We start from the raw sequence: 21,938 nt of genomic DNA, 5'->3' as shown, positions 1-21,938 counted from the left end.
CTTACGCCTCCTGGTGGGTGCCGTGGTCCACGGCCTGCTCAGCAGCCGTCGACGCCGCCTGGGAGGCCTGCTGTGCGACCTTGAGTGCCGAGTTCGCCAGCAGCATTCCGACCGCCAGCGGCGCACCGACACCGGTCGACGCGGTCCCGGCCGCGGCCGCCGCGCCGCCCGTGGCACCGCCAGTGCCAGCAGCGCCCACGCCGGCCTTCCCGACGGCCCCTGCCGCACCGCCGACGGCGTGCTTCCCGGCGGTTCCGGCCGCGTTCGCGGTCACGTTGAGTCCGCCGCCACCGGCAGCACCACCACTGGCGCCGCCGGCGGCGGCCTTGCCGGCAGCACCGATCTGGGAGCCGCCGTACCCGTACCCGCCGGCGGGCTCCGCCGGCGCGGTCGGCATGTTCCACTGATACCCGCCACCGCCGCTCTGTCCGGCGGGCTGCGCGGCTGCGGTCTGGTGCGCGGACTGCGGCGCATGGGAGGGCATGTTCGGGATCTGCGGCGCCACCTGCGGCGGGGTGAACCCGCTGCCACGGGCGGTTCCGCCACCGCCGCCGGGGCGGGGAATGAACTTCAGCATCGACAGCGGCGCGAACACGACGATGAAGGAGATGACCGCCGGCACGGCGAGGTTCACGAACGTCTGGATCGGGTTGACGAGCTTGCCGAGGGTGCCCGGATCAGCGGTGATCGAGATCCCGTTGATGGCCCGGAACGCCAGACCGACGAGAAGGATCAGCGCGACCTGCGTGATGCCGATGACGAGCCAGATCACCGGGACGGCCTTCCCGATCTTCCGGGTGTCCGGATTCACGATCCACACGAACCCCAGCGGCAAGACCGCGCCGACGAGGTACTGGGTGGCCAGCTGCAGGATGAAGATGAACGCCACCCCGAGCAGGCTGAGGAACAGGGCCCCGAGGACCACGATCGACACGACGGCCGATCCGAGCAGTGCGCCCGCGTCGCCGTCGGCTGCGAGCTCGGCGATCTTGGTGAAGAACTCCTGCGTGGTGGAGTTCACCGCCCACTCCGCGATCGAGTCGCCGGCAGCGGTGAACACCTTTGTCAGCGCGATACCGATCACCGGGCCGAAGGCGGCACCGATGAGGAACGCGGGGGCGGCGATGAAGATCGACTCGATCAGCTGCTTGGAGCCGAGGGACCCGTTCTTGCGGCGCAGGGTGATGAACAGCAGCTGCAGCGCGAGAACGAACATCGACATCGAGAACGACACCGCGTACGACTTCAACCACCACTGCGCGTCGTAGTTCGGGTGCAGGGCGCTGAGCAGCCACGGGATGAGTACCCCGGCGACGGCGTGCACGGCGTCCTGAACTTGCTGCGTGATGAACCCGAGGGGGTCTTGGGCGAACTCGATGCCCTTCTTCACACCCTCGACCGCGCCCTTGCCCTTGGCGAAGACGCCGGAGATCCACGACAGACCGTTCGCGACGGCTTCCCCGCCGCCGCAGACGATTGCTCCTGCTTGGCATGCCATCAGCAGCCCTCCTTGTACTTGGTGCCGGACGTCAGGCCCTCGTCCCAGCCGGGAGAGGGGTCGGCGTCGGAGATGACCCAGCCCTGCGCGCTGGTGGTGAGGGTGAAGGTGCCACCCGTGTACTGGTACTGGGAGGCGCTGTCTTCGGCGGGGTCGGGTTTGCCGTTCGTCGTGGTGAGGCCGGCGAACGCGATGGTGACGGTGGTGTCGGTGCTGTCCCGGACGAGGTATGCCGATCCGGACAGGTCGACGCCATGCGTCTGCCCGTCGTCGTAACCCGACTTCGACAGGTCCGATGCCGCGAGCATCGAGTGGGCGGTGCCGTCCGTGACGTCGTTGACGGTCTCCCGCAGGTTCGGGCGTCGGTCGGGATCCGCGGCGCTGTAGAGCTGCATGAACGCGCCGAGGAACTCCGCTGCCCCGGCCGGGGTGAACTGCTTCTCCTCGCGGAGCTCGAGCAGATCCTTCGACGTGATGCCGACGCCAGCGACACAGCCGGTTGCGTAGTCGACACCCTGGACCGGGGCAGCACTACCGGTGCCTGTGGGGGCCTTCGTGCTCGCCCCGGCCGGGGTGCGGGTGGTGTTCGGCGAGGCGAGGTTCGTCACGGTGACGCCGACACCGACCAGCACCGCCGCGGCGACGATGGCGACTGGGATCAGCCACCACTTCCGGCGGCGGCGGGTGCTGGCTGCGGGCTGCTTACTCATGGGCGATTCCCCTCGCTCGTGTGGACAGATCAGCCGTTGACGGCGCTGAGGATGAAGCCGAAGATCGCCGGCACCATCACCGCTGCGCCGGTCATCACGGACGTGCCGATCACGGCGCCCTTGGCCTGCTCGGCCTTCTGCGGCATCTTCGCGTTCTTGAAGTGCCGCAGGGACATGACGGCGCGGAGGAGGAAGAAGGCGCAGAACAGGATCACGACGAACCAGATCCCGCCGAGCGCGAGCTTCCACTGGGTGGTGAAGTTGTCACCGAGCCACGACGGGTCCGGCTTGACCCCATCGAACGGGTTGATGTCGGCGTTACCCGCCACCACGTGCGACGGGGTGTGAGTTGCGACGACGGCACTGGTGGTGATGTTGATCACCGGGGCGAGAAGAGCACTCATGAGACAAGGCCTTTCTGGGTTAGCCGGCGACGACCGGGAGGGCCGTTCCGGGGTCAGTGGTGGTGTGCTGGGGAGTCGGGGCTGCACTGCTGCTGCCCCGGGTCTTGGAGGCATCGGTGCTGCCGGTGCCAGTGGCCGAGGACGACGACGATCCGGATGCCGACGGCGCCGGGGCCGGAGCGGCGGGCTGCGCCGACGCGGACGGCGCCGGCGCGGCCGTACCGGGGTCGGACGGCTGGGTCGGTGCCACCGGTGCAGGGTCGCTCGGCTGCGTCGGGTCCACCGGGGCGGGCTCCGACGGTGCCGGCTCCGGGTCTGCGGGCGCGGGCTCCGGGTCCACCGGCTCCGGGTCGGCAGGGGCGGGCTCGGAGGGCTCCGGGATCGGGTCCACGGGCAGCGTCGGGTCGGTGCCCGGGTCGGTCGGGTCCGTGGGGTCGGTCGGGACCGGGATCGGGTCCGCCGGGATCGGGTCGACAGGCAACGTCGGATCAATCGGGAGGGTGGGGTCGGTCGGCTCGTCGACGGCGGCGACGACGCCGGGGTCGAGGGTGTCGGCGTGGCTGATGGCTGCTGGGCCGAGGACGAGGGTGGCGATCGCGGCGCTGGTCAGCGCGATGCGGGAGCGGGTGTGCATGGAAATCCTCACTGGTTGGTGGTGTGCTGGTCGGTGGACGGGTACGCGCTGATCCGGCCGTTGGCGACCGTGATGAGGTCCCCGGCGCCGGTCGTGGCGATCGGGGCGACGGTGGGCGCGGGGCCGGTGCGGACGGTGTCGCCGTCGAGGTAGGCGGTCTTCCCCGCGCTGTTGGCCCCGTAGAGGTGGTTCCCCACGAAACCGTCGGCGACGAACCCCTCCGGCAGCAGCACGGTCCGGCCGGACGCGGTGAATGCGGTGCCCTCAGTCAGGAGCGCCGAGCGGTCCTGGCTGGTCGCGATCGCTTCGTCCGAGCTCGTGCCGGCAGTGCTGACGATCCGCCCGTCCCGGACGCTGTGTGCGGCGAGGACGCTGCCCTTGCCGTTCGTCTTCCACCGCACCCACACCGTGCTGTCGGTGGCGACGATCCACGAGGAGATCTCCGTCGCGTTCTTCGGGGCAGCGAGCTTCGCGGTGCGGGTGACGGTGCCGTTCGTGGCCGCGGTGAGGACTTCCCCTCGAGCGGAGGCCCACAGCACCTGTCCGTTCGCGGTGCCGGCCATGATGAGCGCCCCCGGCCGCGGGAAGGTGACTGGGACGGCGCCGTGGCCGGTGAGCATCGCCGCGGTGGTGTCGGTGGTCACGAACGGCACGCCGGCGCGGACCTGGAACTCGCCGCCGGTCGGGATCCCCGCCTCGAGCTGCAGCTTCCCGGCACCCCAGACGGTGACGGCCGTCTTGGACGCGGCCGCGAGTGCGGGCTTGCCGTCGACGGTCACGGCGGACACGCCACCGACGGCCTTCCCCGGCAGGGTCAGCGTGGCGGCGGTGCGGCCGGAGCCGGCGTGCAGGACGGTGACGGTGCGCCCGTGGGCGTAGCCGACGTAGTTCCCGTCGCTGGTCACGCCGACCGCGCCGACCGCGCCGCTCTTCGCCCATGTGGGCTTCTTCGCCCAGCCGGGCAGCGTCGTCGCGGGGGCCGAGGCGACTTGCGCCGTCGAGCTCTGCTGATCCTGGTGTCCGCTGGTGGCGATGAGCGACACGGCCGCTCCCACCACGACGACGGCGGCGGCTGCAGCCCAGACCCACCCGCGGCCGCTGAGGAAGGGTTCCGGCTTGTCGGTATCAGCGTCGTCGCCCTGCTCATCGTTCTCGGTCGAGGGGTCCACCGGTGTGCGGTGGAACCAGCCCGCAAGCAAGGTCCGCAGGCTCGGGTTCTCGTCCTCGGCGCTCGAGGCGGCCTCCCCCTCAGCGGCTGGCGCATCGGCGGCGGCGTCGGTCGGGCGGGCGCTGCGGCCGAACAGGCCGCCGAACAGCACGCGGAGCGTTGGGCGGGCATCCGTCTCACCCACGGGCTCTTCGTGCTCCACCTCGGGCTCGTCGAGCACAGAGCTGTCGACGTCCCCGGTCCGGGCCAGCGGTGTGCGCTGGTCGACCTCGGCATAGCCGGCGGCTCGCTCGGAGGAGGTGAAGATCTTCGTCAGGTCGAGCTGGCCGATCTGACGGCCGCAGCGCATGCAGAACGTTGCCTGCGGCACTGCCTCCGTGCAGAACGGGCAGGTGACTGCGGGACGCTCGTCGACGTCAGCGGAGTCGTGTGTGGTGTCCGTCATCGTGCTCTCACTTCGTGATCGTGATCGGAGTACCCAGCGGCAGTCGGTTGACTGCCGTGATCGCCTCGGCGGTGAGCCGGATGCATCCGTGCGAGACCGCACCGGAGCTGGTGGTGTTGAAGTGCACCCCGATCAGGCCGCCGTCCGAGCCACCGAACGGCTCGTCCTTCGCCGCGGAGTGCAGCGACGTCAACTCGATCGGGTGGACGCTCTGCCCCTGCTTCGGGTCGAGGTAGCGGGCCTGCAGGTACCCGGTGACACCGGTCGGCGTCGGAGTTGTCTTCGTCCCGACACCCACGTGGTAGGTGGCGACGTCCTTGCCGGTGACGATGCTGAGCGTCTGCTCGCGCACGGACACCACCACGCGAGACGGCAAGGCCTCTCCAGCGGTGAGAGCGTCCGTGCGCACCCACGCGGCGGTCTGCGCTGCAGCGTCACCGTTCGTGCTCGAGGGGAGCTGCTGGCGTGCCGGTGTCAGGATCAGCGTCCACGCGCCGTCCGTCCGGACCGGGACGACGGTCGTCGGGTCGCCGAGAAAGTTCGTCGCAGAAAGGTGCGCCACTGCACTTTTCTGCGCGGCACCGTAGAGGGCGACGTCCTTCGTGAGCGTCGCCGAACGGGTCAACGACGTCGTGTTCGTGCTGGCGTAGCGGAGCAGGCCCGGGATCACCGCGTCGTACCGGGCCTCCGGCAGGGAGGCCACCTGGCCGGCGGTCAGAGCGCGGAATGGGCCGGGACGAACCGGGATCGAAACCGCAGTGCTCGGCGCGGCTGTCGGTGCAGAAAACTGCTCGGTCGGGCGAGACATCACGGCGACTGTGGTGCAGGTACCAACGACGACCGCGGCCGCTGCAGCCACGAGAGCGCTCCGCACGATGATCGCGCGCGGGTGGTGGGCCAGGTGCAGGCGCGCGAGGGGTCGACGCGGCTGCACCTGACCGTCGTCGCCGTTACCGACGACGGACGCGGAACCAGAGCCGTCAGAAAGCCCGGTTCGCGAGCTTAGGGGCGGGACCGTGCTTGAGGCATCTGCCTCACACGACGAAAACCGATCCGCGCCACTCATAGCCCCGAGTGTTGCAGATTTGCAAGATCAGCGCAACGAGTTGACCCCAGTTCGGGTTACTTCTCGCGCAGTGCGCCAATCTGTCGCAGATGTGCAGCGATCCAGTCCGCGACTGTCGCGCTGAACCGGTCGGGATTCGCGTTCCACTCCATCGCGTGCGGCGCCGGGGGGAACTGCACCACGGCTACGCGCTCCGATGCGGAGGCGAACGCCACGGTTGCCGAGAATGGAGTGGTCAGATCGCCCTCGGAGTGGATGACCAAGGTTGGGACGGACGGTTCCGGCAACGTGTCAGTGAGGTGCAATGTGACCGGTAGGCCGAGAAGGCGTGCACCGAGCCGTGAGGACAGCAGCCCTATGGCGGAAGCGGCGAGCCAGCGGGGCACACGTTGCCGGGTCATGCCGTACCGGATGGTTCGCGCCCAACTCACGACGGGTGACACGAGGACCAGGGCGTCGATCGCGGCGCCCTGCGGCCCGTGCACAGTCTCCTCGAGCGCCACGGTCGCGCCCAGCGACCAGCCTACGACGACGATGCGGGCTGCGCGCTGCGATCGGGCGTACGCGATCGCTGCGTCAAGATCGCGCCACTCCGTCTGCCCAAGTGTCGAGGGTGCACGCCCCTCCCCTGCCGCCTCACGGTCGCCGCGGTACGAGATCACGAGCGAGGTGTAGCCCGTGCCGACGAGGGCGCGGACGCTCCGGAGGGCCGAGTCGCGGCCGGCGAGCATGCCGTGCACGTGGAGCACCCACGTCGACGAGTTCGTGCCGACGCCGGCGTACAGCCACGCTGGCTGCGTCGCGTGGTCCGTGTCGATCGCGACGTCTACCGGTTCGGTCCCGGTGACATTCGCCGCGGTGAACACGTTCCCCGAGGCGCGGCCTTCGGTGCCCCCCTCGAGCGGCGCCCGCTCGGCGAGCTGCCGCGTCACCGTGCTGCCGTCGCCGGCAACCTTCGTGCCAGGGGTCAGCACGGTCAGCTTCGTCTCGTTGTCGTACAGCAGCCCGAGGATCCCGTCGAACCTGGTGAGCGGGTTGCTCGAGAGAACGACGCTCTGGCCGTCGTCGTCGACGCTCACGATCTTGGTCGGGCGAGCACGTTGCGGGAAGACCACCGCCCGGGCGAGGAACACCACGGCCGCCGCGTACGCGGCGGCGAGAACGACGACCGCGATGACGATGATGATGAGGGCGAGCATCAGGGGGTGACCTCTCCGAGCTTCTTGGACAGCGTTCGTTCGATGAGCCCGAACACGATGCGTTCGGTCGCCGAGAGCTCCTGGATCCCGACCCTGACGCGGTCCCGGACGTTCGCGGCCGAGTCGAACGCGAGCTGCTTGTTCGACCACCCGCCCGGACGCACGAGGGCTAGCCGGCCCTCTCGGTAGCTGGGGCCGTGGCTGCGGGCGTCGATTCGGACGGTCCATCGAGCAGCTGCCCGCCAGAAGCTGCGTGCGCCGAGGATCCAGAAGAACCCGCCGACGGCGATGATGATGCCCGAGAAGAATGGCTCCTTCGCCACGTAGTAGTAGTGCTCTCGGAATGCGGCTGAGACGGGCGCGAAGTGCGCGATGCCGAGGTAGATCACCTCGATGACGTCGCTGACGAGCATCAGGGACAGCCCGATGACCCAGAACACGGTCGGGATCGTTCGCCGCTCGGCCAGCATTCGGATCGTGTGGGCGCTGAGGGCGCCCATGATCGCGGTGTACAGCGTCGCGAACAGCCATACGGCTGCCTGGTCGAGACGGTCGAGTACGAAGCGTGAGGCGTCCCCTGCGGGTGCTGTGATGAGCAGGAACGGGACCGAGAACGCGGCGATCGCCGCGACGATCGCCCACCAGGGCAGCTGCCGGCGTTGAAACCCGCGTTCGGCAGCGACGGCGTTGTGGAACAGCGCCAGTGCCGCGACGGCCGAGGCGTCACGGACGAGCGTGAGGAGGTTCCGGGATCCGAGGAGGCCGTCAAGGACCAGGGGTGGAGCGCCGATGACTCCGTAGGTTGCGAGCGACACTGCTGCGAAGACGGTGGCCCACCATGCGGGCTTTCGCCATGATCGGTGCCGGATCACGACGACCGCGATGAGGACCAGGAGACATACGCTTTGGATCACCCGAAGTGCTCCTCTTCCGTCGTGTCTGCGTAGGTGGTGAACCGGCGGGTGAACATGCGCGCCATCTCCTCCACGATCAACTCTTCTCGGACCGACTCAGCGTCGCCCGACTCTGAGCTGTTCCGTGGGCACAGGCGGAGGAACATCCGGGACTCGGGATCCGGCTGCCGCGGACGGGTGGTGCCCGGCGGGAACCACGTTGCCGGTGCGCTGCGGACGATTAGGTGGCAGAGCTCGTGCAGGCGGCTGAGGAAGCTGTAGTAGTCGCTGTCCTGGGCCGCGACGATGATCCCGGTGAACGTCTTCGCCTCGAACAAGACGCCGGTGGTTGCCCGGAGTGGGACGTCGGTCTCGGCGAAGACAAGCCGCCGACCGTAGATCTCGGAGACAGCGGCGAGCAGGTGCTCGAAGGACGCTTCTTCGGGCAGCGGTGTGTTCCACACCAGGGCCGCAGCGATCGCCGCGACCGGCTCGTGGTGGGGGGCCTGCCCCCTGCGGCGTCCTAGCATCGTGTCTCCCGTCCAGCGCTCCCCTTCAGAGAGCACTCACTTGTCTAGGATCGGGGACCCTCTTCTTTTTCGATCAGCGCGCGGATCGCAGACTCCACCGTCGCCATCTCCTCCGGATCCAACTCGTCGAGCGAGCGCGCCGCGATCTGTGTGACGCCGAACGACCGCATCGACTTCGCGAACCCCAGCTGGGCGTCGATTCGCTGTGCCTCGTCCTCGGCCGTGTGCCCCAGGAGGTAGTCCGCCGGCACCTCGAGGAAGTCAGCGAGTGCGACGACCAATGAGTGCGAGCCGGCGCCGTCGACGAACGCTCGCCACTCGCGCAGCGACAGCAGGTGTCCCGTCTTGCTCAGCGCAGAACGTGCCTTCGTGTACGACTCATCGAGGTTGCCCCAGAGCCCTGCAGCTTCGAGCGCGAGCCGTGCTCGGTCCGACCGGACGACCTCGTCGACGTCGTCGGTCAGGTCGAGGCAGGCGCGCTTGGCGGCACGGCCTAAGAGCTCGAGTGGATTGTCGTCGATTGCCCGGCACAACGTGACCAGCTCAACGACCGTCACCGGCCGCTTCCCGTTCAGGATCCGGTAGATCGTGTCATGGGTAATCGACGAGCGTTCTGCCCATGCGCGCACGTTGACATGCGCGACACCTTGCGCTGCCCGCAGCTCGGCGGCAAGCGCTCCGTGTAGGGCTTGTGCGGATGATTCGCTCATTGGGTCCACTCAAAAACGCTAGCAGGCGTCGGGTCAGTGCGCCTCCTTGCAAAGATACAGCGCCGTTGCGGTTTTGCAACGGAGGTGCGCCGCAGCCTACGCCGCAAGAGCGATGGCAACCACATTGACTGCCTCGGCGGCGACCGCTCCGGCTACAACGAACCACACCCACGCGCGCCCGCGCGCAGGCCCAACGGGTTGCTCTGAGCCCTTGGGGCGCAGCAGTTCAGACGTTGGGGTGGAACGTTCGGTCTGCACGGCGACAACTCTCGTACCTTCTTGCTGAAACTGAGCCGACAGTTCCTCCGTGAGGATGATGGGGGAGTGACGGCTACGTGGGTTGCGGTGCCACTGGCGGTGATCTTCGCGTGGGCAAGGCCATCAACCAGCCCGAGGGTCATCGTCGGATGCTTCTAGCGCATCTGTCGGAAAACCGGGGTGTCTCCTAGCTCAGCCGGCTTTGAGCTGTCTCCCCTTCTGTTCGCTGCTACTTCACCCGATGCGTCGTGCCTGTCTCCTGCGGGACGCCTGGTGGCTCCTGACCTCCGTGTCGGGGTGTTCGCGTGTTCTGATCGAAGCTCCGTACTGCTTCCGCTCGTTCATCGATCCCACACCGCGCCGCAGCTTCGGCGCTGGGTCCCGGCGCGTCCTCGCCGCCACTCGAGCCGCGCCGTTCCCTGCCTTCCTCGAAGCGCTTCCTCAGCGCTCCCGTGACTCGTCCTCCGGTTGGCCGGAAGGCCTCATCAGACCAGGGGCCAGCGGTGTCTGGTCAGCCAGGATGACGGACCAACGGATGGTGGTCGTCCGCTGGTCTCCGGGGGCGAGTGCGACGCGGCGCCCGAGCACCTCGAGCTCGACGAGGTGTGCGTCTGGACGGAGTCCCTCGAGATCGACCAATGACGATGCAACTGGCCGTTGCAGCCAGACCTCGAACATCGCGCCCCCATCGGGGAACGGCCCCTTGGCGCCGGACTCCTCGATCGCAGAGAGCGCGATCACCGTGCCCGACTTGCGGTGGTAGGCGACGGTGCGGCCGTTCCGGTACCCGCGCTTGGCGACACCCGTCCCGACTGACAGTGCAGTGCCGGTCGCCGTTGATGTGCTGCTGACCGTCCCCTCCCAGGTGCCGAGGTCAACCTCGTCGGCGGCGGTCGCGCCATCGAGTACCACCGTCCCGCCGTCATCCGTGCGGACCTGGCAGACCTCCCACGGTGACCAGTGCGTCGTCCGATCTCCCTTGTTCGTCATCGTGATCCGTTCTTCCAATCCGTTACCGACCAGGGCGAAGGCGCGCTCAATCACCAGGCCTGTCCGCGGATCGTGGGCGCTGCGCATCCGGATGAAAGCGGCAGTCGAGTCCACGACATCCCAGGCACCCGCGTCGAGGACCGGATCCGGCGGCCCGGCCCATTCGTCCGGGCCGGACCATCCCTGCGGGGCAGGCCAGGTCTTCGAGCCTCCGACGTTGGCCCACGTCCCCATGCCGCCCTCACCGCGTGGCCATTGCTCAACGGGCAGGACTGGACGGAGATGCTCGTCGACGAGCGCGGGATTCCGCCAGAGCAATTCTTCGTCGCCTGCGCGCAGCGAGATCAGGCGGCCACCCCGGGTAGGGGCGAACACTGCACGGAGCGGCCCCCTCTCGATGGTGACGAGCGGGAGCGGATCACTCATCGGGCGGGAGCCGTGTGCGGCACGAGCACGACCTTGCCCGTCGCTCCCGCTGCGGCAATCCGGTACCCCTCGTCGGCGTCCAGCAGACCGAGGCGGTGCGACACGACGATCTCCGGGTGGAGGCCGCCCTCGGCGAGCATCCGGGTCACGTCCTCCATCCCCTGCAGCGATGTCACCCAGGACGCCGTCAGCGTGAGCTGCTTGTGCAGCAGCGTGTCTGAGACCTCCGTCTCGAGGCGACCGCCCTCACCGATCAAGCCGACCCGGCCCCACTCGGCAGCTGCCTCGACCGCGGTGGAGCGGCCAGGAGCCGATCCCGAGCAGTCGACCGCCACCTGGCAGCCGACTCCACGGGTCAGCTCGAGGATGCGGTCCACAGCGTGCTCGTCCGCGACCACGACGTCGTCGACGAGACCGGTCGACTCCACGAAGTCGATCCGCTCCTGGCTCCGTTCGACGCCGATCACCCGTCGGGCGCCGAACAGCCGGCCGAGCATCGCGGCGGCGAGTCCGACGGGTCCGAGTCCGACGACGAGCAGGTCCTCGCCGCCGTGCACGCGGGTCCGGATCAGCCCCTCGTACGCCGTGCCGAACCCGCATGCGATGAGCGCGCCGTCGACGAAGGTCAGGTCGCCGAGCAGCGGGACCAGCGTCGACTCGTCGGCAAGGACGTACTCTGCATGACCGCCGTCGCGTTGCCACCCGTAGGACGCCTTGTGCGGCTGGTCGGTGCAGCTGATGAAGTAGCCGCTGCGGCAGTTGCGACAGCGCCCGCACCCCTGGATGTGGTAGACGATGACGTCATCGCCGACGCCGAAACGGGTGACACCGGGACCGGCGGCGACGATGCGTCCGGAGGGCTCGTGCCCGGCGACGACGCCCTTGTACGCGGGTGCTCCGTCCAGGCCCTTGTGGGTCTTGTAGCCGCGGTAGATGAAGCCGATGTCGCTGCCGCAGACGCCGGAGGCGCCGACTTGGACGAGTACCTGGCCGTGGCCGGGTTCGGGGACGGGGACGCTGCGCAGCTCGGCGGTTTCGTCGCCCGGCAGGTACACGCCGTGCATGGTGGTGGTGTCGGTGTTGGTCATTTCAGTCGTCCTCTCGCGCCCCGCGACGGCGGGACAGGGTCACGTTGAGCAGGACCGCGAGCACGATGATGACGCCGCGGACCACGTTCTGCAGGAAGGAGTTCACGCCGAGCAGCACGAGACCGTTGCCGATGAGCGTGATGAAGATGACACCGAGGAAAGTGCCGATCAGGCTGCCTCGGCCGCCGGTCATCGCGGTGCCGCCGACGACGACCGCGGCGATGACGTCGAACTCCAGGCCGTTCGCGGCGGTCGAGTTCCCGGAACCGAGTCGTGCGGTCAGGAGCACGCCGGACAGTGCGCCGAGGAAGCCCATGATCGCGAAGAGCGTCACACGGACCCGGCGCACACCGATACCGGCCAGCCGTGCTGCGGGCGCGTTGCCACCGACGGCGAAGACTGAGCGACCGAATGACGTCTTCCGCGCGATGAAGCCGAACACCAGGAACGCGAGGATCATCACGATGGCGGGGGTCGGAAGCCCGAGGACGTCACCGTTCAGGAAGTCCATGATCGGGTCGGAGTCCGGGATCTGCACGGGCAGGGCGTTCGTCACGAACTGCGCCAGCCCGCGGAGCACGCTCCAGAGGCCGAGGGTGGCGATGAACGACGGCACCGCAAAGCGCGCGCGGAGAACGCCGGCGACGGCACCCCACGCGGTACCCATGGCGAGGGTGACGATGATCGCGACGATGGTCGGCAGGCCCCACTGGGAGATGCCCGACGCCACTACTACGCTCGAAAGTGCGACTGCGGGACCAGTGGAGACGTCGATCTCCCCGGCGATGATGACGAGGGTCATCCCCGTCGCGGCGACGCCGATCAGCGCGGCGTCGCGGAGGAGGCCGCTCTGGTTTGCCGTGGTGAAGAAGCCGACGGCGTTGAACGTGAGGTAGGCGTAGAGCAGGACGATCGCGACGAGCAGTCCGACGATGTTGACGAGCGTGGTGTTCCCTCCGATCGATCGGCGGACTCGAGTGAACGCGTTCGGACGGCCGTCTCCCGGTCCGTCGGTCGTCGTGCTTCGGATGGTCTCGACGGTGGTGGTCATGATGGGTCCTTCACTCGGTGGACGTCGACGTCCGTCGGGATGGTGCGTTGGGAGTGGGGGTTGGTCGCGGAGAGGTGGTCGCCCATGGAGGCAGCGAGGACGTCCGGGACGGTGATGTCCGGCGCGACGAACTCCTCGCGGATCCGGCCGCCGCGGAGCACCAGTACCCGATCGCAGGCGAGCGGCAGTTCCTCTGCCTCGCTTGAGACGAACACCACCGCCTTCCCGCTGTCCGCGACCTGGCGCATGATGTCGTAGATCTGCGCCTTCGCCTGGACGTCGACACCGCGGGTGGGTTCGTCGAGCAGCAGCACGTCGCTATCGGCGTGCAGCCATCGGGCGATGACGGCCTTCTGCTGGTTGCCGCCGGAGAGTGTGTTGATCGGTCGGGAGAGGTCGTCGGCCTTGATCGCGAGCCGTTGGCCGAGCGCCTTCGTGGCGGCTCGGATCCGTCCGGTCGCGAGGAAGCCCCCGGCCGAGACGCGCTTCCAGTCGGACATCACGATGTTCTCGTCGATCCCGAGGCCCGGGATGATGCCGGTAGCCTTCCGGTCCTCCGGGGTCATTCCGACGCCCAGCTGCCGCATGCGCCGTGACGTCGGCCTCGTCGCGATGGTGCCGCGGATGCTGATCATGCCGGATCGGCTGCGCTCGTACCCGGCGATGGCCCGGAGCAGTTCCGTGCGGCCGGTGCCGAGGAGTCCGGCGATCCCGAGGACCTCGCCGGCTCGGGCTTCGAAGGTGACACCGTCGAGCTTCGGGGCGAGGACGAGGTCCTCCACGCGCAACAGCACCTCGCCGCTCGTGCTAGCTTTCCGCACGCTCGGGGCCGACTCGAGTGCTTCGCCGAGCATGAGGTGGATGATCCGGTTCGTGTCTGCACCGGCGATGTCGACCGTCTCGATGACTCGGCCGTTGCGCATGACCGTGGCGGTGTCGGCGATCTGGCGGATCTCGTCCATCCGGTGGCTGACGTAGAGGACCGCGACGCCTTCGGCCGAGAGTCGCTTGACCGTCGCCAGGACGATGTCGACCTCGGCGGTCGCGAGGGCGGACGTCGGTTCGTCGAGGATGAGCAGCTTCGGCTCTTCCTGCACGGCGCGGGCGATCTCGACGATCTGCTGCTGTGCGAGGGTGAGCGAGCTGACCACCGCGTCGGGATCGATGTCGGCACCGAGGCGCTCGAGGGTTACGCGGGCGGAGCGGACCATGCGACGCCGGTCGATTCCGAACGGCCCGGTGGGCCACTTGCCGAGACTGAGGTTCTCCGCCACGGTGATGTCACGGATCAGGGAGAGCTCCTGGTAGCAGGTGGCCACGCCTCGTCGACCGGCTTCGGTGACGCCGCCGGTGAGCGGGGAGCCGTCGATGACGATGCTGCCCGTGTCCGGCCGTTCGACGCCCGAGAGCAGCCGGATGAGGGTCGACTTCCCCGCACCGTTCTGGCCGAGGAGCGCCCGGACCTCCCCTGGCGTGATGGTGAAGTCGACGTCGTCGAGCGCGAGGACTCCGGGGTACTGCTTGCGTGCTCCGCGCACCTCGGCGATGGCCGTGCGAGTGGCAGGAGGTGGTGTTGTCGTCATTGACGAACCTCTCGTGGGGAAGGTGGGGACGGTGGAGCGGTCAGCGACAGCCCCACCGTCAAGGGGCGCCGTCGATCAGGGCAGCCCGTCCTTGTGGGTCTCGAGCCACTTGGCTGCGTCGTTCGGCTGGTAGAGGTCGATCGGGGCGGGGATGACCTCACCCTTGGCGTCCTTGCCCTTGTCGTCGATCGCCTTCGCAGCCGCCTTGTACGCGAGCTTCCCGGCTTCGATGCCGGAGATGTCGACGACGGCCTTCAGGGTGGTGCCCTTCTTCAGCTCGTTCGCGATGTCGCTCGTCATGTCGGAACCGAACACGGCGACCTTGCCGACGAGTCCGCGGTTCTCGACTGCCTTGTACGCGCCGATGGTCGCGCCGCCGGCCTCGCCGTAGAGGCCGTTCAGGTCGGGGTGGGCGCTGAGCATCTGTTCGGCGGTCGGGACCGCCTGGTCGACCTCAGCACCCTCCTGGTTCGCGACGAACTGCGCCTTGGGTAGCGCCTTCGTGAGGGCGTCCTTGAAGCCGGCGAAGCGCTCCTTGCAGACTTCGTACTGCTCGCAGTTGATGACGCCCATCTTGGGCGAATCGATGCCCTCCTTCTTGAAGTACTCGGCGGCCTCGTCACCGAGCATGGAGCCGAACTTCGCCGGGTCGCCAAGGACGTAGGCGGACACGTACTGCTTCACGGCGCTGTCGGAGACGCAGGTGTTGTAGCAGACGACGGGGATCCCGGCCTTCGATGCCTGCTTGACGGTGGGGAGGCTGCCGTCCGTCGACACGGCCGACATGATGATCGCGTTGACGTTCGAGGACACGAGCGTGTTCATGAAGGAACTCTCCTTCGACACGTCGCCGGCGGAGGTGGACTCGAGGAACTTGACCTTGGTGCCGCTGGCGTCGGCTGCACCCTCGACGCCCTTCTTGACACCGCCGTAGAAGCCCTGGGAGTCGAGGTACATGGCGCCGATGCGGAGGCTCGATCCGTTGCCGGTGCCGGCGGTCGGGACGGAGCACGCGCTGAGCGCCAACGCGACTGCGGCGATGCCGGCAGCCACGATCGCGCCCCGTCGGAGGTGGGTTCGGGTCATGATGATGCTTTCCTTTCGGGTGCCGGCGACGTTGCCGGGTCGAGCGGATCGCCCGCGTCGTCAGTCGCGGACGGCGTCCGCGACGTCAGTGGTGAGGGTGGCGGAGAGTTCCGCATGGAGGGACCGGAGCCGCGCGACGGTCGCATCCCGTTCGGCGGCCTGGTCCGCGTGGAACAGGAGCATCGTCGGTAAGGACGTCGCGAAGTAGTCGACATCTGTCGGTGCGACGGCGAGCTCCTCGATGTAGCGCTCGAGTTCATCGAGACGAAGACGGGCTTCGTCCTTCCGTCCGAGACGGTCGAGCGCCGCGATGGACCAGACACTGCGCTCCGTGAACGGAGCGGTCGCCATCTCGGTGAAGTCGCCGGTCGCCGCGGCGGCCGTCCGCCACGCGACCTGCGCAATGGAGGCACGCCCCAGCGCGGCGCGCGCGTCACCGAGAGCGAGGTGCAGGTCCGCGGTCGTGGCGAGCGGGTGCCGAGCCTCCCCCAACGAGTCGGGTGCGTGCAGGGCCGACTCGATCGCGTCAGCCGCAGCTACGGGGTCGTCGGCTTCGAGTGCCCTGCGTGCGATCGCCAACGAGGTGCGGTCCCAGGCAGCCAGGGCAACACCCTCACCGCCTTCCCACGGCTGGAACCGCCGACCGGCCATCACGGCGCGAGCGTCATCGATCCGACCGAGGTCGAGGAGCAGGCCGACGCGGTTCAGGGTGAGGTCGTCGCGCTCCGACACCAGGTCGGGTCGCTCGTCGAGCGCCCGGAGGCGGTCCGCGGCCGGCGTACCGGAACGAGCGGCGAGCTCGTCGGTCTCGTAGAGGAGTCGGGCATCGTCGGGCAGCGCAGTCCGTGCCGCGGCGTAGTGGTCGGCCGCACGGTCGAGGTCACCATCGACGTTGACCGCGGCGACCCCGAGGTTCCGGTGCAGCACGGCTGCGTTCCGCTCGTCGGGCCCGGCCGTCACGCCGCGTTCCCAAGCCCCCACGGCGGACCGACTGAGCCCACGGTCGTAGAGCCACGAGCCGAGCATCGACCAGAGGACCGACGCCGACGGGTCGAACGCGAGGACGCGGCGCAGGGCGTCGACGTCGTCGAGCCGGGACGGCAGGGCATTGGTCGGATCAACGGCGGCCGCGTACGCGACGGCGCGGTGGGCGTCCTCGCGGCGCCCGGCACGGAGCGCGAGGTCTGCCATGTGCACGGCGACCAGCGGTCGGACGTTCACCTGGCCGAGCGCCTGCAGGTCCGCCCGCTGCTCTGCCAGGGCCAGGACGCTCTGCGCTTCGGAGGTCGCGCCGAGGGAGGCGTACTCGAGGGCGACGTCCAGCAGCACCGTGGCGTCGTCGCTCACCGGCCGCCCCGCAAGGTGACGCGCCCACTGGTCCAACGGGTCCACCGCGAGCGTCTCCGCGAGCAGGACCTCCGCTTCGGCAGCACGGCCGAGTCGACGGAGCAGCACGACGGCGACGTCCCGCGCCTGCAGGTGCTCATGGTCCTTCCGCAGGACTGCACGCACGTGCTCGAACGCACCGGCCGGGTCCTCGACAGCGGTGCTGCGGGCCAGCGCCAGGTGGGCCGGGGCGGCATCGGCGGCGTTCCACGTGGCCTTCCCGAGCGCGCGGCGTCCCTCGTCGATGCGACCTGCGCGGAGCAGCGCGATGCCGAGACGGTAGTGCGCTCGCCCGTCGGAGGGGTTCGGCGCCCACGACACGAGCCGGTCGACGGCATACTGGAGGTGTTCGACCGCCTGGTCGTACTCGCCGGACGCGTACCGACGGGTCCCGAGCGCGACGTGAGCGCGAACGTCGTTCGGATCCCGGCGCAGCGCTTCCTGCCAGTACGGCTCGGGTGATCTGGTCGCGTGCCGGTACTGCTCGAGGTAGTCGCCGATGAGGTCGAGTTCCTCGATCGTCCCGACGTCCTCGGGCGCGGGTGGCGCGACGGCGGGCGTGGGAGCCTCGACCGCGCCGTCGGCGGGTCGCCTGGCGAACCGGACGAGCTCGTGGTCCCCGCTCACAACGGCGACCCGCAGGGTCGCCGCGTCCGTGCCGGACGGGGCCACCCAGTCAACGACCACCGGCATGTCGGGGGTGAGTCGCGCCTCCAGAACGGCCAACGGCGCGCCGTCCGGGGCCTCGACACGGATGACGGCGTCCTCTGCGATGACGCTCACCGCGACGCCGATCCGCAGCGTGCCGGGCTCCGGCAGGTCGACGCGGATCGCCGCCTCACGGGTCGCCTGCATGGCCGGGCCGATGGCGCTGATCGGGTACCAGAACTGCGAGAAGGTCCTCGTCTCGCCGGGTTCGAGGAAGGAGAAGTCCGGCTGGTTGTCGGTGTAGACGCCGGCCATCAGTTCGACGTACGGGCCGTCGGCGTCCGTGAGGTTGGCGTCCCAGGCGTGGCCGAAGGGCGCGTCGCCCCACGTCCACTGTTTCTTGCCCGGCGAGATCGTGCGGTCGGCCCAGTGCACGAAGCCCGCCTCGCGGCCGTGGTTGTACCCCCCGAAGAACGCGTCGTCGGTGTCGGTCACCATGTACGACGTCGGCACCGGGATGTTGCGGTACCAGTCGAGGCGGTCCGCGTCGGGGTGCTCCTCGTCGACCCGCGCCGGGTAGTCGACGCCGTAGTACGTGCCGTCCACCGCCGGGAACGTCGCGACCGCCCGCTTGGCGTGGTCGGCCACGTGGTGCACGTCCGTCGGGAAGAAGCTCTGGTAGTCGTCGTTCACCGCGGCTGCGACGTTCGCCCACCAGAGGAACGTCTCGGTGCGCTCGCTCCGGTTGTAGAGGCGGACCCGCGCCTCGATTGCGGAGGAGTCCGGTCGGAGCCGGATCCCGTGCATGCCCTTCATCCGGGCGAACGGGTCGTGGTCCGAGCACCAGACCGTGACCGATCCGTCGGCCTCGCGCTCGATGGAGACGTCCGTCGGCAGGAAGGTCGCGGGACGGTGGTGCTGCGGCCAGTTGAACTCGACCCCTCCCGAGATCCACGGCCCCGTCAACCCGACCAGGGCCGGCTTGATGACGTTGTTCCGGTAGAAGAAGTCGTGGTCGGCGGTCTTGTCGTACCCGATGTGGATGCGACCGCCGAGCTCCGGCAGCACCACGACGCGGACCCACCGGTTCTCCAGGTGCACGGCTTCCCAACGGTGCGGGCGCTTCTCGGACGCGATCCGCTCGTGGAACGGCAACGGGAACACACGCCCGGACGATCCTTGGTAGACGCGGCGGTCCAGGAACTGCGGGAACCGGTCCGGCTCCTGTGGCTCGTACGTGTCAATGACGAGCGGTTCGGACCAGGCGGCGACGGCCAGGTTCTGCTGGTCCGCTGGGATCGGAGGGAGGTCGAGCCTCGACTCTTCGTTGAGCATGCACCGATCGTACGGACGACACAGATGCGCCCGGAACGGGTGATCCGATGGAAAACCTGGACGAAACGACTTTCTCGGCGCAATGATGGGGCGTGCTCATCGAAGACGGCTTCCCTGGCCAGCGGCTCCGTGTCCTCCCCGCTCGTCGGGTCCGTCAGGCCCTCACCCAGCCGGGCATCGCACACCTCGTCGTCACGGACGCCGGCTACTTCCCCACCGCGCAGGCGCACGGCAAGGAGCGGCCAGCCGGAACTCCGCAGTGCGTCGTGCTGGTGTGCGTCCTCGGGGCGGGTCGTGTCCGGGTCGACGGTGCAGTCCACGAGGTCAAGCGCGGCCAGGTCGTCGTCCTGCCGCCGAACGTCCCACACGCTTACGAGGCGGACCAGGCCGACCCGTGGACGCTCTGGTGGGTGCACGTGCTCGGGCGCGACCTCGAGGAGTTCCTGCGGCAGAGCGGCATGACCGCGGCCCAACCCGTTCGTCACCTCAGGGACGTCTACCGGCCGGTGTCCCTCATCGAGGAGATCGTCGGCGCGATGGAACACGGCGACACCGACGCCAGCCTCCTCGCTGCGTCCGGCGCAGCATGGCACCTCATGGCGCAGCTGTGTGCCGAGCAGGTCGCCGGCGCCACAGCGCTCCCCGTGGTGGATGCCGCACGAGATTACATCGTCGCGCACCCCGCCGAGCCGATGACGGTGGCGCAGCTCGCAGCGATGGCACGGATGAGCCCGTCCCACTTCGCTGCGCAGTTCCGGAAGCGGGTCGGTGTGAGTCCGCTCCGGTTCCAGACCCAGGTGCGCATGGGGCGCGCCAGCGAACTCCTGCTGACGACCGCGAACAGCGTCGAGGCGATCGCCCGGGCAGTCGGCTACGACGACCCCTTCTACTTCAGCCGCGTGTTCCGCTCGGTGCACGACGTCGCGCCGACCGTGTACCGGGAGCGTGCCCGCGACTGACAGTCGATTCAGCCGTACAGCTTCGCCCGGAACAGCGGGTCCGCGAGGTCGTGCGGGACGTCGGGCGCGCCCGCCACCACGTCCGCCATCGAGCGCGGCAGGTCGAACGGCAGCACACCCTGGGCACGTGCGCGGTCCGCCACCACCGCGAGGATCGCCGCGTCGGTCGCACCGAAGTCCCCGATGAGGACGTCCGCGACCTCGAGCACCGGCGTGAGCACCGCAGGGCGCTCCAACTGGACGACCACGACGAGCGGACCGCTCGACCGGAGCGCACGCAGCCGGGCGATGGTCTCCGTGGGGAACTCGAGGGTGCCCGCGTGGAAGAAGGGCTCGAGCACGAACTCGTCCCGATGGTCGAACGGAGGATCAATCCGCACGACCCGCACGTCGGCGTCCTCGGGCCGGTCGACCACACGGGCGACGGTGCCGGCCACCTCGGCGTCGAGTCCCTCCACCCAGACCGCGGTGGAAGCGTCGACCGTGACGCTGTCGTCGTCCGACAGCACCACCATCGAGCGCTGCTGCGCGGCGAAACCGGCCTCGACCGCGTCCGGCGACCCGACCAGGTCGAGGACCGCCGATTCGTCCACGTAGGGGTCGTCGAAGAGTCCGAGTTCGAACTTCACCGCGAGTGTCCGGCGGAGCGATTCGTCGAGGCGGGACTCGGCGACCTGGCCGGACTCGACGAGTCCGAGCAGGACGTCGGTACAGGTCTCGCCACCGAGCTGGTCACACCCCGCGTCGAGGATCTTCGCCACGCGCGCGGCCCGGTCGAGGTGCTCCACGCCCCACGCCCGGGCAGGGAGCCACGCGCCACCGATGGTGACGTCGCTGACGAGCTGCCAGTCGGTGCACACGACGCCGTCGTACCCGAGCTCCTCGCGCAGGATACCCGTGATGACCTGCTTGTTGAACCCGAACGCGACCTCCTCGATCGCGCGACCGTGCCGCACGACGCCGACGGGCACCCCGTAGTAGGGCATGATCGCCGACGTCCCGGCGTCGATCGCCGCCCGGAACGGCTCGAGGTGGTGGTCGAACATCCCGCCGGGGTAGACCTGCTCCTTCCCGTAGGGGAAGTGCGGGTCCTCGCCGTCCCGCTGGGGACCGCCTCCGGGGAAGTGCTTCGTCATGCAGGCCACGCTCGTGCCCTGCAGGGCGCCGTCGGCCGACCGGTCCTCGAACCCCTCGAGGTAGGCGCGGACGTAGGCGCTCGACAGTGCCGCGTCGGGGCCGAACGTCGTCGACTGGCGAGCCCAGCGGGGTTCGGTGGCGAGGTCGACCTGGGGATGGAGAGCAGCACGGATGCCGACCGCGGTGTACTCCCGGCGAGCGATCCGTGCGAACTCGCGGACCGCGTCGACGTCGCGGAGTGCCGCGAGTCCGATCGCCTCGGGCCAGGCCGAGAAGGCCCCTGCCGTGAGCGCCGTGGCGATGTTCTCGTTCCGGAGCTCGGAGTGCCGGGGGTCGGTCGAGATGGTGACCGGGACGCCGAGTCGGGTCCCCTCAGCCAGCTGCTGCAGGCGGTTGTGCCACCGCGCGGCCGCCGTCGCCGTCGGGAGCTGCAGCACGTTGAAGTGGCTGATGTGCTGCCGGGTGACGGTGTGCGTGGTGCTCTCGGGCATGACGAGGGCACCCTCTTCGACCAGCGAGCCGTCCGCACCGGCCTCGATGCTCGGCTGGAAGAACTGGCCGACCTTCTCCTCGATGGTCATCCGACCGAGGAGGTCCGCCACACGGTCGGCTACCGGGAGGCGCGGATCCTCGTACGGGTCCATGACGCCGTTCCCGTTGAGGTCACGGAACTCCGTGCCGTCGGGCGCCGTCCGGGTCTGCAACCGCGTCGTGCTCACGATGGTTCCCCTCCG

General features: G+C 69.2%; 18 protein-coding genes. 1 reads left to right on the top strand and 17 read right to left on the bottom strand.

The annotated features are described in order from the left end of the window. Position 1: 1 nt before the first annotated feature. The 16 genes from Q9R26_RS15780 to Q9R26_RS15705 all read right to left on the bottom strand — a co-directional run bounded on the left by Q9R26_RS15780 (position 2) and on the right by Q9R26_RS15705 (position 19,108). Positions 2–1,498, bottom strand: a complete 1,497-nt coding sequence (locus Q9R26_RS15780) for a hypothetical protein (RefSeq protein ID WP_311227828.1) — start codon at positions 1,496–1,498, stop codon at positions 2–4. Next, positions 1,498–2,208, bottom strand: coding sequence for a hypothetical protein (locus Q9R26_RS15775; RefSeq protein ID WP_311227827.1), 711 nt, complete (start codon positions 2,206–2,208; stop codon positions 1,498–1,500). Before Q9R26_RS15775 ends, Q9R26_RS15780 begins: the two co-directional genes overlap by 1 nt. A 29-nt stretch (positions 2,209–2,237) precedes the next feature. Beyond that, the gene (locus Q9R26_RS15770) at positions 2,238–2,612 is read right to left on the bottom strand and encodes a hypothetical protein (protein ID WP_311227826.1); all 375 of its coding nucleotides are present in this window, start codon (positions 2,610–2,612) and stop codon (positions 2,238–2,240) included. Positions 2,613–2,631: 19 nt separating this feature from the next. After that, entirely contained in the window at positions 2,632–3,246 is a 615-nt protein-coding gene (locus Q9R26_RS15765; protein ID WP_311227825.1) for a hypothetical protein, read from the bottom strand. Positions 3,247–3,254: 8 nt separating this feature from the next. Then, positions 3,255–4,859 (bottom strand): hypothetical protein, encoded by a 1,605-nt coding sequence (locus Q9R26_RS15760; protein WP_311227824.1) that lies wholly within the window; start codon positions 4,857–4,859, stop codon positions 3,255–3,257. Between the two features lie 7 nt (positions 4,860–4,866). After that, a complete protein-coding gene (locus Q9R26_RS15755) occupies positions 4,867–5,562 on the bottom strand; it encodes a L,D-transpeptidase (protein ID WP_311227823.1) in 696 nt (231 codons plus the stop codon). Positions 5,563–5,981: 419 nt separating this feature from the next. After that, entirely contained in the window at positions 5,982–7,124 is a 1,143-nt protein-coding gene (locus tag Q9R26_RS15750; RefSeq protein WP_311227822.1) for an alpha/beta fold hydrolase, read from the bottom strand. Then, positions 7,124–7,939, bottom strand: a complete 816-nt coding sequence (locus Q9R26_RS15745; protein WP_311227821.1) for a hypothetical protein — start codon at positions 7,937–7,939, stop codon at positions 7,124–7,126. Before Q9R26_RS15745 ends, Q9R26_RS15750 begins: the two co-directional genes overlap by 1 nt. A 95-nt stretch (positions 7,940–8,034) precedes the next feature. Beyond that, positions 8,035–8,547, bottom strand: a complete 513-nt coding sequence (locus Q9R26_RS15740) for a hypothetical protein (protein ID WP_311227820.1) — start codon at positions 8,545–8,547, stop codon at positions 8,035–8,037. A gap of 44 nt (positions 8,548–8,591) precedes the next feature. Next, complete coding sequence (locus Q9R26_RS15735; protein ID WP_311227819.1) at positions 8,592–9,257, bottom strand: XRE family transcriptional regulator; 666 nt, start codon at positions 9,255–9,257, stop codon at positions 8,592–8,594. Positions 9,258–9,956: 699 nt separating this feature from the next. Further along, entirely contained in the window at positions 9,957–10,931 is a 975-nt protein-coding gene (locus tag Q9R26_RS15730) for a hypothetical protein (RefSeq protein ID WP_311227818.1), read from the bottom strand. Next, positions 10,928–12,019, bottom strand: coding sequence for a zinc-binding dehydrogenase (locus Q9R26_RS15725; RefSeq protein WP_311227817.1), 1,092 nt, complete (start codon positions 12,017–12,019; stop codon positions 10,928–10,930). The genes Q9R26_RS15730 and Q9R26_RS15725 overlap by 4 nt, the downstream gene beginning before the upstream one ends. A gap of 1 nt (position 12,020) precedes the next feature. Continuing rightward, positions 12,021–13,070: an ABC transporter permease gene (locus Q9R26_RS15720; protein ID WP_311227816.1), complete on the bottom strand. Its 1,050-nt coding sequence runs from the start codon at positions 13,068–13,070 to the stop codon at positions 12,021–12,023. Next, the gene (locus tag Q9R26_RS15715; protein ID WP_311227815.1) at positions 13,067–14,653 is read right to left on the bottom strand and encodes a sugar ABC transporter ATP-binding protein; all 1,587 of its coding nucleotides are present in this window, start codon (positions 14,651–14,653) and stop codon (positions 13,067–13,069) included. The genes Q9R26_RS15720 and Q9R26_RS15715 overlap by 4 nt, the downstream gene beginning before the upstream one ends. A 75-nt stretch (positions 14,654–14,728) precedes the next feature. Beyond that, entirely contained in the window at positions 14,729–15,739 is a 1,011-nt protein-coding gene (locus Q9R26_RS15710; RefSeq protein ID WP_311227814.1) for a substrate-binding domain-containing protein, read from the bottom strand. 60 nt (positions 15,740–15,799) lie between these two features. Continuing rightward, positions 15,800–19,108 (bottom strand): DUF5107 domain-containing protein, encoded by a 3,309-nt coding sequence (locus Q9R26_RS15705; RefSeq protein ID WP_311227813.1) that lies wholly within the window; start codon positions 19,106–19,108, stop codon positions 15,800–15,802. Between the two features lie 92 nt (positions 19,109–19,200). Here Q9R26_RS15705 and Q9R26_RS15700 point away from each other — a divergent pair, with 92 nt between their 5' ends. Further along, complete coding sequence (locus Q9R26_RS15700; protein WP_311227812.1) at positions 19,201–20,067, top strand: AraC family transcriptional regulator; 867 nt, start codon at positions 19,201–19,203, stop codon at positions 20,065–20,067. Positions 20,068–20,075: 8 nt separating this feature from the next. Here Q9R26_RS15700 and Q9R26_RS15695 read toward each other — a convergent pair whose 3' ends face one another. Next, on the bottom strand, positions 20,076–21,923 hold the full coding sequence (locus Q9R26_RS15695; RefSeq protein ID WP_311227811.1) for a glycoside hydrolase family 3 N-terminal domain-containing protein: 1,848 nt from the start codon (positions 21,921–21,923) through the stop codon (positions 20,076–20,078). Between the last annotated feature and the right edge of the window lie 15 nt (positions 21,924–21,938).

It is taken from the genome of Curtobacterium sp. BRB10 (assembly GCF_031844325.1).
GTDB lineage: Bacteria > Actinomycetota > Actinomycetes > Actinomycetales > Microbacteriaceae > Curtobacterium > Curtobacterium poinsettiae_A.
The sequence above is the reverse complement of the archived record's forward strand: the minus strand, read 5'-3'. Positions and strand labels throughout refer to the sequence as shown.